This window comes from Catenuloplanes atrovinosus, assembly GCF_031458235.1.
Lineage (GTDB): Bacteria > Actinomycetota > Actinomycetes > Mycobacteriales > Micromonosporaceae > Catenuloplanes > Catenuloplanes atrovinosus.
In genome coordinates this window covers 3,978,678-3,995,326 of the sequence record NZ_JAVDYB010000001.1, presented here as the reverse complement: position 1 = coordinate 3,995,326, position 16,649 = coordinate 3,978,678, and the positions used below count along the sequence as shown (strand labels likewise).

Below are 16,649 nucleotides of genomic sequence, written 5' to 3'. Positions count from 1 at the left end.
CAGCGCGGGACATTGACGAAACGGTGACATATCTGAAACATTGAATGCCCTCGACCGCAAGAAGTCGGCAAGTGATCGAAATTTCTGCGGCGAGGGACGAAATATCGTGACGGCCTCCCCCCTGGAAGCAGGACGCCATGAAACTGACGCATCTCCTGGCGGCGCTCACCGTCGCCACCACCACGCTCACCACGCTCGCCGCACCGCCCGCCCGGGCCGCGGCGGCGGATCTCGCGGCCGGGAAGCCGATCGAGGCGTCCTCGACCGTCTTCTCGTTCGTCGCGCCGAACGCCAACGACGGCAACATCGGCACCTACTGGGAGTCCAACGGCTTCCCGGCCACGCTGACCGTGCGGCTCGGTGCGGACGCCGACGTCACCTCCGTCGTGGTCAAACTCAACCCCGACCCGATCTGGGCCGCGCGTACCCAGAGCCTTCAGGTCCTGGGCCGGGCGGCGGGCGCGGCCGGGTTCACCTCGCTGAAGGCGCGCGCGGACTACCGCTTCGACCCGGGCTCGAACCAGAACACGGTGACCATCCCGGTCACCGGCCGGGTCGCCGACCTCCAGCTGCAGTTCGCCGCGAACACCGGCGCGCCCGGCGGCCAGGTCGGCGAGCTGCAGGTGATCGGCGAGTGGACGCCGCCGCCGACCGGGCCCGACCTGCACGTCACCGGCATCACGCCGAGCCCGGCGAACCCGTCCGCCGGGACCGCGGTCTCGTTCACCGCGACGGTCGCCAACCGGGGGAACGCGGCCGCGGGCGCCTCGACCACCCGGATCACGGTGGGCGGCACCACGCTGACCGGGGCCACACCGGCGCTGGCCGCGGGCGCGACCGCCACCGTGCCGATCGGCGGGACCTGGACCGCGACGACCGGCGGCGCCACCGTGACCGCCACCGCGGACGCGACCGGCGCGGTGGCGGAGACGGACGAGACCAACAACGCGCTGTCCCGCCCGATCGGCGTGGGCCGCGGCGCCGCGCTGCCCTACGCGGAGTACGAGGCGGAGGCCGCGCGCTACTCCGGCGCGCTGGTGGAGGCGGACCCGCTGCGCACGTTCGGGCACACGAACTTCGGGTCGGAGTCGTCCGGGCGCAGGTCGGTGCGGCTCACCAGCACCGGACAGTTCGTCGAGTTCACGTCCACGGTGCCGTCGAACTCGATCGTGGTGCGCAACTCGGTGCCGGACGCGCCGAACGGCGGCGGCCAGGACCACACCATCAGCCTGTACGTCAACGACCAGTTCTCCCGGAAGCTGACGCTGTCCTCGCGCAACAGCTGGCTCTACGGCACCACGGACGAGACCGAGAGCCTGTCCAACACGCCGTCCGCGGACGCGCGGCGCCTGTTCGACGAGTCGCACGCGCTGCTGGGCACGTCCTACCCGGCCGGCACCCGGTTCAAGCTGCAGCGCGACGCCGGTGACAGCGCGGCGTTCTACATCATCGATCTCATCGACCTGGAGCAGGTCGCCCCGGCCGCGTCCCAGCCGGCCGGTTGCACCTCGATCACCACGTACGGCGCGGTGCCGAACGACGGCCAGGACGACACCGCGGCGATCCAGCGCGCGGTGACCGACGACGAGAACGGCGTGATCTCCTGCGTGTGGATTCCGGCCGGCCGGTGGCGCCAGGAGCAGAAGATCCTCTCCCCGGACCCGAACCGCGGCCAGTACAACCAGCGTGGCCTGCGCAACGTCGTGATCCGCGGCGCCGGCATGTGGCACAGCCAGCTCTACTCGGACACGCAGCCGCACCAGGTGGTGGGCGGCATCAACCACCCGCACGAGGGCAACGTCGGCTTCGACATCGACGACAACACGCAGATCTCCGACCTGGCGATCTTCGGCAACACGCAGAACCGGGCGAACCGCGGGCACGGGCTCAACGGGCGGTTCGGGCGCAACACCCGGATCAGCAACGTGTGGATCGAGCACGTGAACGTCGGCGCCTGGGTCGGCCGGGACTACTCGGACACGCCCGCGTACTGGAACCCGGCGAACACGGTCGAGTTCTCCGGCATGCGCATCCGGAACACGTTCGCGGACGGCATCAACTTCAGCAACGGTACGAAGAACTCGCGCGTGTTCAACTCGTCGTTCCGGACCACGGGCGACGACTCGCTGGCCGTGTGGGCGAACCCGTACGTGCGGGACCAGGCCGTCGACATCGCGTCGAACAACCGGTTCGTCAACAACACGGTGCAGCTGCCGTGGCGGGCGAACGGCATCGCGATCTACGGCGGCATCGACAACGCGGTGGAGAACAACCTCGTCTCGGACACCGCGACCTACCCGGGGATCATGCTGGCCACCGACCACAGCCCGCTGCCGTTCGGCGGGACCACGCTGGTCGCGAACAACGGCCTGCACCGTACGGGCGGGGCGTTCTGGAACGAGGACCAGGAGTTCGGCGCGATCACGCTCTACCCGCAGACGCGGGACATCACCGGCGTGGTCATCCGGGACACCGAGATCCTGGACTCCACCTACGACGGCATCCAGTTCAAGAACGGCGGCGGCAACATGCCGAACGTGCAGATCACGAACGTCCGGATCGACCGGTCGAACAACGGCGCGGGCATCCTGGCGATGGGCGGCGCGCGCGGCAACGCGGTGCTGAGCAACGTGACCATCACGAACTCGGCGGACGGCGACGTCGTCATCGAGCCGGGCTCACAGTTCACCATCACCGGCCGATGACCGGCTGAGGTGGCGCGGCCCCCGGCTCAGGCCGGGGGCCGCGTCCCGCTAGTCGTCGTCATCGCCGCCGTCGTCGTCGTCACCGTCGTCGTCCTGCTCGCCGCCGGGGCAGCCGGTCAGCCCCAGCAGCGTGACCGCGGCACCCGCGGCCAGCAGCGTCGTCCGGCCGAAGAGCGCACGCCGGCCCATCTTCTCCTCAGAGTCACTCACGCCGCGTTATCCTTCCCGCTGCAATTACGCCGTGGTCGGCGCTGAGCTGATGATTCGCTCGCAAGCTCGCTCATGCCGCGTTATCCTTCCCGCCGCAGTCACGCCGTGGTCGGCGCTGAGCTGATGATTCGCTCGCAAGCTCGCTCATGCCGCGTTATCCTTCCCGCTGCCGTCACGCCGTGGTCGGCGCTGAGCTGATGATTCGCTCGCAAGCTCGCTCATGCCCGGCATTCTCGCAGAGTTTCGCCGGGCTCGCGGGTCATGGCTTGCGGGCCACCCCGATGAGGTTGTCCAGCGGGGGGACCGGGCCGCCCGCCGGGTGCCAGAGCGTGACGTCGACCAGGCCGGGCGGGAGCAGCTCCAGCCCGTCGAAGTAGGAGCGGATCTCGGCGGGGGAGCGCATCTCGTACGGCGGGTCGGCGGTCTGGTTCCAGATCCGCATCACGTCGTTGAGCTCGGGGTTGGTGTCCGCGCCGTCGATGGCCACCAGGTGGCTGCCGGAGGGCAGCGGCGCCATCAGCGCCCGCACGGCCGCGCGCGCCTCGGCCGCGCTCGGCAGGTGCGCCAGGATGCCGGAGAGGATCACCGCGACCGGTCGGTCCAGGTCCAGCGTGCGGGCGGCCTCGCGCAGGATGGTCGCCGGGTCGCGCAGGTCCGCGTGGACGAAGTCGGTGGCGCCGGCCGGGTGGCCGCGCAGCAGCCGCCGTGCGTGCGCCTGGACGTGCGCGTCGAAGTCCACGTAGACCACGCGGCACTCCGGCGCCACCGACTGGGCCACCTCGTGCGTGTTGTCCGCGGTCGGCAGGCCGGCGCCGACGTCCAGGAACTGCCGGACGCCGGCCTCCGCGACCAGGTGCCGGACCGCGCGCGTCAGCACCGAGCGGGTCGCCCGCGCGATCTCCACGACCAGGGGGAACGCCTGGGCGATCTCGTCGCCGAGCGCGCGGTCGGCCGGGAAGTTGTCGGTGCCGCCGAGCCAGTAGTTCCACACCCTGGCGGTCTGCGGCGTCGCCGGGTCGGTCATGCCGGGCTCCCCCCGCTGCGGGCCGGTTCCGCTCCGTCCGATTCGGAGGGTACCGCCCACCGGGCTTGATCGGGGGACTCGGGCGCGCGGCGGGTGGTGCGCGGCGTCCACCAGTTGGCGTCGCCGAGCAGGGTCATGGTGGCGGGCACCAGCAGGCCGCGGATGACCGTGGCGTCGACCGCGATGGCGACGGCCAGGCCCAGGCCCATCATCTTGATCACCGGCTCGTCGCTGAGCACGAAGCTGGCGAACACGCACACCATGATCAGCGCGGCGGAGGTGATCACCACGCCGGTGTCGGACAGCCCGTCCCGGACCGCGCGGCGGTTGTCCCCGGTGCGCTCCCAGGACTCGCGGACCGCGGTCAGCAGGAACACCTCGTAGTCCATGGACAGGCCGAACAGCAGGGCGAAGAGCATCATCGGTACGTACGCCTCGATCGGCACCGGCCCGTCCAGCCCGATCAGCTCCGCGCCCCAGCCCCACTGGAACACCGCGGTCAGCGCGCCGTAGGCCGCGGCCACGGACAGCAGGTTCATCACCGCGGCCTTCGCGGCCACCACCGGCGCCCGGAACGCGATCAGCACCAGCAGGCCGCTGAGCAGCACCACCAGCACGATCACCAGCGGCATGCGGTCGCCGACGCGCTCGGCCAGCTCGCCGCGGATCGCGGTCTGCCCGGTCACCGAGATCGCGGCGCCGTCCACGTCCAGCGCGGCCAGCCGGTCGATGGTGTCCAGCGTGGCCGGGTCGCCCGGTGCGGTGCCGGGGATGACGCGCACGGACGCGACCAGGCCGTCCTCGGCGAGCCGCGCCGGGTTCGCCTGCGTGACGCCGGGCACGGCCGCGGCCGCGCCGGTCAGTGCGGTCAGCCGCGGGTCGTCGCGGCCGGTCGCGGCCGGGGACAGCTCCGCGACCACGGTGATCGGGCCGTTGATGCCGGGGCCGAACGCGGCGGCCATCGCCTCGTAGCCGGCGCGCTCGGCCGAGCCGGCCGCCTTGTCGCCCGCGTCGGTCTGGCCGAGCGTCATCGCGGTCAGCGGCGCGGCCAGCACGAGCAGCAGCAGGGTGCTGGCCAGCGCGTACCGCCACGGGCGGCGGATCACCCGGTCGGCGAGCCGGCCCCACGCCGACGCCCGGCCGGCCCGGGACCGGCGCCGGACCGGCAGCGCGTCGATCCGCGGGCCGAGCAGCGTCAGCATCGCGGGCAGCAGCGTGGTGGCGGCCGCGACCGCGACCAGCACGACCAGCCCTGCTGTCCAGCCCAGCGTGGCGAGGATCGGCACGCCGGCCACGCCCAGCCCGCACAGTGCCACCACCACGGTGCCGCCCGCGAAGACGACCGCGCTGCCGGACGACGCCACCGTGCCGACGATCGCGTCCCGCACCGGCCGGCCGCGGTCGAGCAGGGCGCGGTACCGGGTGATCAGGAACAGCGCGTAGTCGATGCCGACCCCGAGACCGATCATCGTGCCGAGCGTGGTGGCCACGGACGGGATGCCGGTGAGGTGCCCGGCCAGGCCGATCGCGCCGACCCCGATGATCAGCACGAGCGCGGCCGTGAGCAGCGGCAGCGCGGCGGCGACCAGGCCGCCGAACGCCACCACCAGCACGGCCAGCGCGACCACGACGCCGAACGCCTCGCTGTGGCCGGTGCCGCCCTGCGCCCGGGTCAGCGCGCCGCCGGGCAGCGTCTCCAGCCCGGGCGTACCGGCCGCGTCCATGATCTCGACGGTGGTCGCCCTGGTCAGCTCCTGCGGCCCGACGTCCAGCGACACGTCCAGGTATCCGGTCAGCCCGTCCGCGCTGAGCACCGGCCGGGCGACCGCGCTGACGTGCTCCACCGCGTCGATCCGGGCCGCGGTCTCGGCGATCGCGGCGGCGGTGGCGGGCTCGTCCAGCCGGGCGCCGGACGAGCGCAGGATCACCTGGCCGTTCGCGTCGGCCGCGCCGCCGAGGTGCGCCTCCAGCACCTCGCGTCCGTGCTGCCCGGCGCTGCCGGGCAGGGTGGCGTCCTCGTCGATCGGGCGGCCGAACGCGACGACCAGTGCGGCGATCGTGACGGTGAGGAGCAGCCAGACCACGATCACCGGGTACGGATGACGCGTGGTGAACCGGCCGCAGCGCGTCATCACCCGGTGCATGACGCCGCTCTCGATGGTGCTCATTCGTTCGTACCCTCGCAGGTGCCGGTGGTGTCGGTATGCGGCGTGCCGATCCCGTCGGCGCTCATGCCGGTGCCGGCCACGGTCACCGCGAGGCCGTCGGCGGTGGCGGCGACGCGCTGCAGGACCAGCCCGGCCGGGAGCGCGGGCAACGGCACCGTGTGCGGTCCGGCCAGCGCGGACGGCAGCCGGGACGCGGGGACGCGCAGCCCCAGCGCGGACAGCTCGACCTCGGCCGGCGTGATGGTCAGCGTGGTGCCGGCCACGGCCAGATCCGCGTAGACGGTCGCGGGCACGGAGGTGCCGGCGATCGGCAGCGCCGCGGTGACGGCCAGCCGTCCCGCGTCGTCGCCGCCCAGCTCCAGCGCGCCGATGTTCAGCCCGCCGGTGTTCAGCCCGCCGGCGCCGAGCCGCTCGGTCACCACGGAGCCGAGGCCCGACCACGCGAGCACGCCGGTGGCGGTCAGCGAGTCCACGGACGTGCCGCGCAGGCCGTGCGCCTCGATGTCGATGTCGTGCAGCGCGACGTCCCGGACCGTCACCGCGTCCGCGCGCAGCCGTACCTGGTCGAACGCGCCGCGTACCAACTGGGTGAGGAACGGGAAGCCGCCGATGGTCACGTCCAGGTCCCCGGTGGCCCCGGTGGCGCAGCTCAGCAGCGCGGCGACCCGGTTCTCGGCCACGGCGGCCACGGTGCGGTCCACCGCGACCGGTACGGCCAGCGCCGCCACGAGCGCTCCGGCGACGATCCATTGTCTCTTCGGCATGACGGCCATGCCACCAGGCGCGGATGCCGGTGCGGTGCGAGCCGGATGAGAGTTCGTCGTGAACTCAGGCCGGGCGCGGCAGCGTGCACCACACGGTGGAGCCGTCGATGCCCACGTCGCCGCCGTGGGCGTGGATCACCTCCGCCACGATGGCCAGCCCCAGCCCGGCGCCGTCCGCCTCCGACCGGGCCGCGCCGGCCCGCCAGAACCGGTCGAACGCGTGCGCCGCGGCGTCCGCGTCCAGGCCCGGCCCGTCGTCCGTGACGGCCAGCCGCACCCGCTCGGGCCCGGCGGTGAGCGTGACCCGCGCGGCCGTGCCGGGTGGCGTGTGCGCGCGCACGTTGCTCAGCAGGTTCGCCAGCACGCGGCGCAGCGAGTCCTCGTCGCCGACCACCTCGCAGTGCTCCGGCGCCGCCACGGCGAGCGGGCGGTCCGGCTCCACCGCGGCGGCGTCCGCGACCGCGTCCCGGGCGAGCGCGGCGAGGTCGACCGGCGCGTGCCGCGCGGGCGGCTCCGCGTCCAGCCGGGCCAGGTAGAGCAGCGAGGTGACCATGGAACTCATCCGGTTCGCCTCCTGCTCCAGCCGGCGCAGCACGTCCGGGCGCGCGTGCAGGTCCACCACGCCGGTCCGGACGAGCTGGAGGTAGCCGCGGATCGCGGTGACCGGCGTGCGCAGCTCGTGCGACGCGTCCGCGACGAAGTCGCGCATCCGCTGCTCCGAGCGCTCCCGGTCGGCGAGCGCGGCCTGGATCCGGGTGAGCATGCCGTTGACGGCGGTGGTCAGCCGGCCGACCTCGGTGCGCGGCCCGTGCGGCGGGTCCGGCACGCGGCGGTCCAGGTGGCCGTCGGCCAGCTCGGTGGCGGCCGCGGCGATCTCGTTCAGCGGGCGCAGCCGGCGGATCAGCACCCATCGGGCGAACGCGGTCAGCACCGCCAGCACGGCCAGCGACGTGACCGCGGCGACCGCCGCCAGCCGGCGCGCGGTCGCGTTCACCGGCTCGACCGGCAGCGCGACTAGGATGGTCATCCCGCGGTCGTGCACCACCACCGCGCGGAAGCCGTCCACGTCCTGCGGTTCCGTGACGCCGAGGTCGGCCCGCTCGAGCAGCGGGCGGGCCGGGACCGGCGCGGTGCCGACCATGCGTACCGTGCCGGTCTCCGTGCTGCGGATCTCGATCAGGAACTCGGTCACCGAGACCACCTCGCGCACGGTCCGCGGCCGTTGCACCGGGTCCAGCGCCTCCAGCTGGAACCGGTACCGGGCCACCTCCGCGGCGGCGCGCAACTGGTCGTCGGCGCGGTCGAGCAGATGGGCGCGCAGCATCACGGTCGCGGTGCCGGTCACCACCAGCAGGCCGAGCGCGGTCAGCCCGATCATCGCCAGCAGCAGCGAGCGGCGCAGCGTCATGGGCCGGTGCTCCGCAGCGCGTAGCCGAAGCCGCGGTGCGTGACCAGCAGCGGCGGGCCGAGCGGGTCCAGCTTGCGGCGCAGGTAGCCGACGTAGGTGTCGACCACGTTGGAGGCGGCGCCGAGGTCGTACTCCCAGACCGCGCGGTGGATCTGCGCCCGGGACAGCACCCGGCCCGGATTTTCCAGGAAGTACCGCAGCAGCCGCAGCTCGGTGGGGGAGAGCGTCACCACCTGCCCGGCCCGGCGCACCTCCAGCGTGTCCCGGTGCAGCTCGAGATCCGCGTAGCGCAGCACGCGGTCGGGCTCCGGCGGCGCGGCGGCGCGGGTGCGGCGCAGCACCGCGCGCACGCGCGCCAGCAGCACGTCCATGTCGAACGGCTTGGTGATCCAGTCGTCGCCGCCGTAGGCCAGCCCGGCGATCTCGTCGCCGCGCGCGTCCCGGGCGGTGAGGAACACGACGGCCGCGTCCGAGCCGGCCGCGCGCAGCCGGCGGCAGACGTCCATCCCGTCGCCGTCCGGCAGCATCACGTCGAGCAGGATCAGATCCGGCCGGTACGCACCGGCGGCGGCCACCGCCTCGGCCGCGGTGCCCGCCGCGCGCACCGCGAACCCGTGGAACTCCAGCACGGTACGCAGCAGGTCCACCAGATTCGGGGCGTCGTCGACGACGAGGATGCGAGCGGTCATGATGCCCGCATCACATCATGCCCTCATGTGAGACCGATGAGAGTCCGCCGTCACCGTCCGCGGCCCAGCGCGTTATCCACCGGCACCGGCGCGGGATACCATGCGTCGCCCGTTCGAGCGTGGAGGACAGCCGTGGTGACAGACCGCCCCCGGACGCTGCTCACGGCGGTCCGGCCGGAGGCGCAGCGCGACCTCTACGGCTTCTACGACGGGCTGCGCGGCGCGGGCCCGTGCTACTGGGACCGGGTGGTGAGCTCCTGGGTCGTCACCGGGCACGAGCTGGTCGCCGCCGCGCTGACCGACTCGCGCATGTCGTCCGTGCGCTTCCCGGAGCCGGACGCGGTGGAGGACGGGCTGCGCCGGTTCGCCACCGTGATCAGCCGCAGCATGCTCTACCGGGACGCGCTGGAGCACGCGCGGCTGCGGCGGGCCGTGAGCCGCACGTTCACGGCGCGCTCGGTCGAGGCGCTGCGCGAGCCGATCAGCGCGGCGGTGCACGAGATCATCGACCGGGTACGGCCCGCCGGGCGGATGGACGTGGTGGCGGACCTGGCGGTGCCGTTGCCGTTCAACGCGATCTGCGCGCTGATCCACGCGCCGGAGCCGGACCGCGAGCAGCTGCTCGCCTGGTCGAACGACGTGGCCGCCGCGTTCGGCAACGCGCGGCTGACCGCGGGCGAGAAGGCGGCGGCCGACCGCGGCGTCGCCGGCATGGCCGCCTACTTCGACCGGCTGATCGACCGGCCGGAGGCGCTGCTGCGGCCCGGGGACCTCAGCCGCGACGAGGCCGTGGCGAACACGATCCTGTTGCTGCTGGCCGGGCACGAGACCACCACGCACTTCCTCGGCAACGCGCTCCTCGCGCTGCTGCGCCACCCCGGCCAGATCCCGCGGCTGGCCACGGACCCGGCGACCGCGATCGAGGAGCTGCTGCGGTACGACAGCCCGCTCCAGCTGGTGCTGCGCCGCGCCACCGAGGACCTGGACCTGGGCGGCGAGCGGATCGGCGCGGGCCAGCCCGTCCTGCTGATCCTCGGCGCCGCCAACCGGGACCCGGCCGCGTTCCCCGACCCGCACACGCTCGACCTCGGACGCACCGGCAAGGCCCGTCACCTGGCCTTCGGCCACGGCGCGCACTTCTGCCCGGGCGCCAGCCTGGCCCGCCTGGAGGGCGACATCGTGCTGCGCGCGCTGCTGGACCGGCTGCCCGGCCTCCGGCTCGCGGAACCGGAGCTGTCCTGGCGGCCCAGCCTCAACTTCCGCGGCCTCGACCGCCTGATCGTCGAGTGGGACGTCCGGTAGCCTATGGGCTCATGCCTCCCGAGCGGGCTTCGCACCCCAACGGACAGAGCATCCCGCTGCGCCCCGGCGATCCGCGCCGGCTCGGGGTCTACGAGCTGTTCAGCCGGCTCGGCCAGGGCGGCATGGGCACCATCTACCTCGGGCGCGCGCCGGACGGCCGGGCGGTCGCGGTCAAGGTGATCCGGCCGGAGCTGGCCGGGCAGGAGGAGTTCCTGGCGCGGTTCCGCCGCGAGGTCGAGCGCGCCCGGCAGGTGCCGCCGTTCTGCACCGCCGCCGTGCTGGACGCCGATCCGGACCACTCCACGCCGTACCTGGTGGTCGAGTACGTGCAGGGCCCGAATCTGGCCGGCGTGGTCCGCGAGCGCGGCCCGCTGACCGGCGGCGACCTGCACGGCGTGGCGATCGGCGTGGCCACCGCGCTGTCCGCGATCCACGGCGCCGGCGTGATCCACCGCGACCTGAAGCCGTCGAACGTGCTGTTCGCGCTGGGAACGCCCAAGGTGATCGACTTCGGGATCGCGCGCGCGGTGGAGGCGACCAGCAGCCTCACCCGCTCGGACCAGGTGGTCGGCACGGTGGCGTACATGGCACCCGAGCGGTTCGACGGCAAGGGCCGCGCGATCGGACCGGCCGCGGACGTGTTCGCCTGGGGCGCCGTGGTGACGTACGCGGCGACCGGGCGCACGCCGTTCCACGCCGACGCGGCGGGCGTGATCGCGGCCCGCATCCTCACCCAGGAGCCGGACCTGGACGGGCTGCCGGCGTCGCTGCGCGGGATCGTGGCCCGGTCGCTGGCCAAGGAGCCGGCGGCCCGGCCGACCGCGCCGGAGCTGGTCGACCTGCTGCTCAACACGGGTACGCCGGCGGCCGCCGGGCTGGCGGAACGCCCGGAGTTGCGCGAGGCCGCCGAGGCGGTCCGCGCGCCGCTGCGCCGGCCGTTCCGTACCCCGCGCCGGGCACCCAGGCCGAAGCCGAAACCGGCGCCGAGGGCGACGGCGGCGCCCGAGGCGAGTCCGCCGCCGAAGGCCGCGCCGAAACCGGAGCCGGCGCCGCCCACGCGCCGCCGGCGGCAGGGGAGGAGCGTCGAGGGCGTGCTGGCCGCGGTGTCGGTCCTGCTCATCGCCGGCGCCGCCGCCGCGCTCACGGTCGCCCGCCCGGAGGCCCGGAACCCCGCGGCCCCGCCACCGGCCGCGCCCGCGCCGGCCACCGGGAGCCCGCGGCCGGCGCCGGACCGGGCCGAGCCGGGCCGCCCGCTGCCGCCGCGGCTGCCGGTGACGACCGGCCGGCCGGTGATCCGGGTCGCGGACGGCACGGCCGTGCCGGTCGGCCCGTTCTTCGTCCGCAACCTCGGCTCCGGCACCTGCACCGACCTCGAGCGGTCCGCCGGCGGTGACCGGGACCGGCCGGTGCAGCACCACGAGTGCAGCCCGGCCGTGGAGGACAACCAGGAGTGGCTGTTCGTGCCGCGGGCGGTCGACGAGGACGGCTACCACGGCTACTGGATCCAGAACATCGACGACGGCTTCTGCATCGACCCGCCCGGCGCGGCCGCGGTGGAGGCCGGGACCGCGCTGGTGGAGATGGACTGCGCCGTCGGGGACAACCAGCACTTCCGGCTGGAGCCGCGGTCGGTCGCCGGGGGCGTGCCGTACTACCGGCTGCGCAACGTGGTCTCCGACCTGTGCGTCACGCTGCCGGCCGGGGGCGGCGTCCAGCTCGTGCTGGTGCCGTGCGACACCGCCGACGAGCAGAAGTGGGCGCTGATTTACAAGCCCGACCTGTGAAAGCGTTTGTGCGCCGGGCCGGGCGTGCGTGATGGTGGTCCGATGGCGGAGCATGTGGTCGGCTTTGACGGGATGTGGCTGCGACCGGAGGAGGACCCGCGCACGCAGGGCAACCCGGTCGGCGAGTTGGCGACCATCCGGGAGTACCTGACGAACTACCGGCTCACGCTGGAGCTGAAGTGCCGCGACCTCACGCCCGCGCAACTGGCCGCGCGCGCCGTGCCGCCGTCCACGATGAGCCTGATCGGCCTGGTCCGGCATCTGGCCCGGGTGGAGCACCACTGGTTCCACCGGGTGCTCCGCGGCAACCGGGACGAGCCGCGGATCTACTGGAGCGCGGACGACGGCGACCTGGACTTCAACGGGGCGACCGCCGATCCGGGCGTGGTGGCGGACGCGTTCGCGTCGTGGCGGGCACAGGTGGCGGACGCGGACGCCTGGCTGGACGGGATCACCGAGGCGGACCTCGGCGCCGAGGCCCTGACCCCGCGGGGTGAGCGGACCGCGGTCCGCGACGTGCTGATCCACATGATCGAGGAGTACGCCCGGCACTGCGGTCACGCGGACCTGCTGCGCGAGTGCGTCGACGGCCGCACCGGTCAGTAAGCCTTCCTTGATGTAACGCAATTATTCGATGCACTTCGATAGGCGGGGGATTATCCCCGCGAAATCGCCCATTCGGCGCCTATCAAACACGTGGCGCGCACGGTCGTGTGAAAAGTCGGCCCCATCGACCAGCCAAAATGGCTCCGAGACCGCTAGCCGACTTACGAATGTGAAAAATGGACCGTAGACTTCGACGGCGAACCGCCCGGTGGGGGGATGCATTCGGTCGACTGGTATTTCGTGCGTGAATCCATTAACGGGGCAGAAACATTCGTACGTCTAAACAGGGGGAGACGTGCCGGTGCTGCGATGTGCGCATTCCTTGGGTCGGCGAGGAGTGATTAATGGATCATGAGGGGTGTGGCGACGTGGCCCGGGAGGCGGCCGCCCACGTGCTGGAGCGGGACCGCGCCGCCGCGGTGGCGGCGTTCCGGCGGCGGCTGACCGCGCTGCCCGAGCTGACCGACGTGGCCCCGGCCACGGCGCGGCTGGCCGGCGCGGCCGAGCAGACGATCACCACGGCGGTCCGGCTGCTGCGCGAGCCGAGCGCGCCCAGCGGCCCGGAGAAGGTGCCGGAGTTCACGCTGGACGCGCTCGACCCCGACCAGGCCGCCCGCGCCGTGGGTGCGCTGTTCGAGAGCGTGCTCGCGGCCGTGGTGACCGCGGTGGACGGCCGCCCGGACGCGCCCGCGGTCACCGCGGCGGCGGCCGGCGCGCTGCACCGTGCGATCACCGGGCGGCTGGTGACCAGCGGGCGCGCCCGGCTGGACGAGCTGCTGGCCGACGTCCGCGATACCCACCGCGCCGAGCGCCGGGTGGCCGGCCGCGAGCTGCACGACCGGCTCGGGCACGGGCTGAGCGCGGCGTACCGCAGCCTGGAGGCGTTCGAGGGCGCGCAGGAGCGGGCCGGCGCCACGCCGGACGTGCGGGTCCGGCGCGCGCGGGAGGCGATGCGCGACGCGCTGATGTTCGTCCGCACGATGGCCGGTGAGCTGGCCCTGATCGAGCCGCCGGAGAGCCTGGAGCCGGCGCTGCGGGCCGCCGCCGCCACGTTCGGCGGCGGTGACGCGGTGGAGGTGCGCGTCGCGGTGCACGGCGACGAGGCGTGGGCCCCGGCCGCGCTCCGCGACCAGGTGTTCCTGATGCTCCGGGAGGCGATGCACAACGCGTTCGCGCACGCCGCCGCGTCCGAGCTGACCGTGCGCGTCGACATCATGCCGCGCCGGCTGTGGGCGATGGTGCGCGACGACGGCACCGGGTTCGACGTGGACGCCGCGCGCACCGGCACCGGCCTGTGGTCGATGACCGACCGCGCCGAGGCGCTCGGCGGCCGGCTGCGGATCACCAGCCGGTCCGGGTACGGCACCCGCGTCGACCTGGCCGTGCCGCTGCCCGCCCGGACCGGCGACCGGGCCGCGCGATGAGCCGCACCTCGATCGTCCTGGTCGACGACCACGTGCTGGTCCGGGAGGGGCTGCGGGAGATCCTCGGCGCCCAGCCCGACCTGGACGTGCTGGACGAGGCCGGGGACAGCGCCGGCGCGGTCCGCGCGGTCCGCGCGAACCGGCCGGACGTGGTGCTGCTCGACGTGCGGATCCCGGGCGACGACGTGACCGTGACGGTGCGGCGCATCCGCGCGGTCTCGCCGGACACCGCGGTCGTCATCCTCACCATGTACGACGGCCCGGCGCTGCTGCGCGAGCTGATCACGCTCGGCATCGCGGGTTACCTGCTCAAGAGCGCGAGCCAGGGCGAGCTGGTCGCCGCGGTGCGCAACGCCGGCCAGCGCCACGCGCCGGTGGTGCTGGCCGTCTCCCGGGACAGCCTGCTGGAGGCGCAGGATCCGGCCGGCCGCCGGCCGGTGCTCTCGCCCCGGGAGCGCGAGGTGCTGCAACTGGTCGGCCAGGCGCAGAGCAACGCACAGGTGGCGGCGCGGCTGGGCCTGGCCGTACCGACCGTCAAGCGGCACCTGCGCAGCGTCTTCACCAAGCTGGGCGCGGTCTCCCGGGTGGACGCGGTGAACAAGGCGGTCGCGGCGTCGCTGCTGTCCGCGCACCATCGGCGGCGGGTGGGTGAGGGAGCCTGAGCGCGCACCGACGTACTGTGACCGGATGAGCACCCGCCGGCTACCGCCGCTCCTCGAGGACGCGGGCCTGGGCGTGCTCACGACGGCGGCCGTGCTGATAGCGATCGCCGTCGCGGACGAGCCCGGCGCCCGCCCGCCGGACGCCGGATCGGCCGCGATCGCGGTGCTTCTCGGCGTCCTGCTGCTGGGCCGCCGGCGATGGCCGCTGGGCGTGCTGCTGGCCGGCGGCGTCGCGCTGATGGGCTATTACGTGGCGGAGTACCCGGGCATCCCGCCCGCGCTGCCACTGGCCGCCGCGCTCTACTCGGCCGCGGCGTTCGCCCGGCTGCGCTGGGCCGCGCTGGTCGCGGGCGGGTTTCTGGTGCTGGAGCTGCTGATGCGGCACCACATCCTGGGCCAGCCGTGGCTGCCCGCGCTCGCCGCCACCGTGACGGACGGCTCGCTGCTGATGGTGGTGGTGCTGCTCGGCGAGACCATCCGCAGCCGCCGGGTGCGGCTGGCCGAGGCGCAGGAGCGGCTGGTGCGCGCGGAGGCCGCCCGTGAGCAGGAGGCGGCGCGCCGGGTCGCGGAGGAACGGCTGCGCATCGCGCGCGAGGTGCACGACGTGCTCGGTCACACGATCGCGGCGATCACCGTGCAGGCCGGGCTCGCGGACGACGTGCTGGACAGCCGGCCGGACGAGGCGCGCGTGGCGCTGCGCGCGATCCGGTCCACGGCGCGGCAGGCGATGACGGAGCTGCGCACCGCGGTCGGGCTGCTGCGCGGGCCGGCGTCGCTGGCGCCGCCGCCCGGCCTGGACGGCATCGCGGCGCTGGCCGAGGTCGCGCGCGCCGCCGGGCTCGAGGCCACGGTGGTGACCGCGGGGGAGCCGGCGCCGGTTCCCGGGCCGGTGGCGCTCACCGCGTACCGGATCATCCAGGAGGCGCTGACCAACACGGTCCGGCACGCGGGCGCGCACCGGGTGCGCATCGACCTGCGGTACGCGCCGGGCACGCTGGACGTGGAGGTGACCGACGACGGCCGGGGCGCCGGGGCCGCGCCGCCGGACGGGCCCGGCGTGGGCCTGCGCGGCATGGCGGAGCGGGCCGCCGTGGTCGGCGGCGCGCTGTCCGCCGGCCCGCGCCCCGGCGGTGGCTTCCGCGTGCATGCGCGGCTGCCCGTCGCCGGCGGCGAGGAGGCCGCGTGACGATCCGGGTGGTGCTCGCGGACGACCAGGTGCTGGTCCGCGCCGGCCTGCACGGCCTGCTGGACAACAGCGACGACATCCGGGTGGTGGGCGAGGCCGGCGACGGCGCGCGGGCCGTGGCCGTGGTCCGCGGCACCCGGCCGGACGTGGTGCTGATGGACATCCGCATGCCGGTGCTGGACGGCGTCGAGGCGATCCGCCGGATCACCGCGGACCCCGCGCTGGCGGCGGTACGGATCATCGCGCTGACCACGTTCGACCTGGACGACTACCTGCTCGACGCGCTGCGCGCCGGTGCGGACGGGTTCCTGCTGAAGGACGTCGAGCCGGAGGACCTGCGCCGCGCGGTACGCGTGGTGGCGGCCGGCGAGATGCTGGTGACGCCGCGGGCCACCCGGGTGCTGGTGGACACGCTGCGGGCGCGGGGCGCCCGCACCGCGGACCCGGGCCGGCTCGCGGTGCTGACCGGCCGCGAGCGCGAGGTGATGGCGCTGGCCGCGCGCGGGCTGGCCAACGACGAGATCGGCGCGCGGCTGTCGATGAGCCCGGCCACCGCGCGCACGCACGTGCAGCGCGCGATCACCAAGCTGGGCGTGCGGGACCGTACCCAGCTGGTGGTGCTGGCGTACGAGACCGGTCTGATCAGTCCTGGAGAATGAGGCCGGCTACGCATATTTACGTAGCCGCCGACGCAATCGAACGGATGGCGCCGGCATC

Annotated in this window: 14 protein-coding genes; 8 read left to right on the top strand and 6 right to left on the bottom strand. The window is 74.2% G+C overall.

Annotated features, from left to right (window positions below; translation table 11 throughout):
* The first annotated feature begins 137 nt into the window (after nt 1-137).
* Nucleotides 138-2,705 (top strand): CARDB domain-containing protein, encoded by a 2,568-nt coding sequence (locus tag J2S41_RS17940; protein WP_310369029.1) that lies wholly within the window; start codon nt 138-140, stop codon nt 2,703-2,705.
* A gap of 48 nt (nt 2,706-2,753) precedes the next feature.
* Here the strand turns inward: J2S41_RS17940 and J2S41_RS17935 are convergent, their stop codons facing one another.
* From J2S41_RS17935 to J2S41_RS17910, 6 genes are all read right to left on the bottom strand, one after another.
* Complete coding sequence (locus J2S41_RS17935; protein ID WP_310369028.1) at nt 2,754-2,915, bottom strand: hypothetical protein; 162 nt, start codon at nt 2,913-2,915, stop codon at nt 2,754-2,756.
* 259 nt (nt 2,916-3,174) lie between these two features.
* Complete coding sequence (locus tag J2S41_RS17930) at nt 3,175-3,939, bottom strand: SAM-dependent methyltransferase (protein ID WP_310369027.1); 765 nt, start codon at nt 3,937-3,939, stop codon at nt 3,175-3,177.
* Nucleotides 3,936-6,107 (bottom strand): MMPL family transporter, encoded by a 2,172-nt coding sequence (locus tag J2S41_RS17925; RefSeq protein WP_310369026.1) that lies wholly within the window; start codon nt 6,105-6,107, stop codon nt 3,936-3,938. The genes J2S41_RS17930 and J2S41_RS17925 overlap by 4 nt, the downstream gene beginning before the upstream one ends.
* A complete protein-coding gene (locus J2S41_RS17920) occupies nt 6,104-6,871 on the bottom strand; it encodes an LmeA family phospholipid-binding protein (protein WP_310369025.1) in 768 nt (255 codons plus the stop codon). Before J2S41_RS17920 ends, J2S41_RS17925 begins: the two co-directional genes overlap by 4 nt.
* Before the next feature lie 64 nt (nt 6,872-6,935).
* Entirely contained in the window at nt 6,936-8,279 is a 1,344-nt protein-coding gene (locus J2S41_RS17915) for a sensor histidine kinase (protein ID WP_310369024.1), read from the bottom strand.
* Nucleotides 8,276-8,968, bottom strand: coding sequence for a response regulator transcription factor (locus J2S41_RS17910; RefSeq protein WP_310369023.1), 693 nt, complete (start codon nt 8,966-8,968; stop codon nt 8,276-8,278). Before J2S41_RS17910 ends, J2S41_RS17915 begins: the two co-directional genes overlap by 4 nt.
* A 135-nt stretch (nt 8,969-9,103) precedes the next feature.
* Here J2S41_RS17910 and J2S41_RS17905 point away from each other — a divergent pair, with 135 nt between their 5' ends.
* From J2S41_RS17905 to J2S41_RS17875, 7 genes are all read left to right on the top strand, one after another.
* On the top strand, nt 9,104-10,270 hold the full coding sequence (locus tag J2S41_RS17905) for a cytochrome P450 (protein WP_310369022.1): 1,167 nt from the start codon (nt 9,104-9,106) through the stop codon (nt 10,268-10,270).
* An 11-nt stretch (nt 10,271-10,281) separates the two neighbouring features.
* Entirely contained in the window at nt 10,282-12,054 is a 1,773-nt protein-coding gene (locus tag J2S41_RS17900) for a serine/threonine protein kinase (RefSeq protein ID WP_310369021.1), read from the top strand.
* Between the two features lie 42 nt (nt 12,055-12,096).
* The gene (locus tag J2S41_RS17895; RefSeq protein WP_310369020.1) at nt 12,097-12,660 is read left to right on the top strand and encodes a DinB family protein; all 564 of its coding nucleotides are present in this window, start codon (nt 12,097-12,099) and stop codon (nt 12,658-12,660) included.
* A 344-nt stretch (nt 12,661-13,004) separates the two neighbouring features.
* Complete coding sequence (locus tag J2S41_RS17890) at nt 13,005-14,084, top strand: sensor histidine kinase (RefSeq protein WP_310369019.1); 1,080 nt, start codon at nt 13,005-13,007, stop codon at nt 14,082-14,084.
* Nucleotides 14,081-14,746, top strand: a complete 666-nt coding sequence (locus tag J2S41_RS17885; protein ID WP_310369018.1) for a response regulator transcription factor — start codon at nt 14,081-14,083, stop codon at nt 14,744-14,746. The genes J2S41_RS17890 and J2S41_RS17885 overlap by 4 nt, the downstream gene beginning before the upstream one ends.
* Nucleotides 14,747-14,771: 25 nt before the next feature.
* Nucleotides 14,772-15,932 (top strand): sensor histidine kinase, encoded by a 1,161-nt coding sequence (locus J2S41_RS17880; protein ID WP_310369017.1) that lies wholly within the window; start codon nt 14,772-14,774, stop codon nt 15,930-15,932.
* A complete protein-coding gene (locus J2S41_RS17875) occupies nt 15,929-16,591 on the top strand; it encodes a response regulator (protein WP_310369016.1) in 663 nt (220 codons plus the stop codon). The genes J2S41_RS17880 and J2S41_RS17875 overlap by 4 nt, the downstream gene beginning before the upstream one ends.
* Nucleotides 16,592-16,649: the final 58 nt, after the last annotated feature.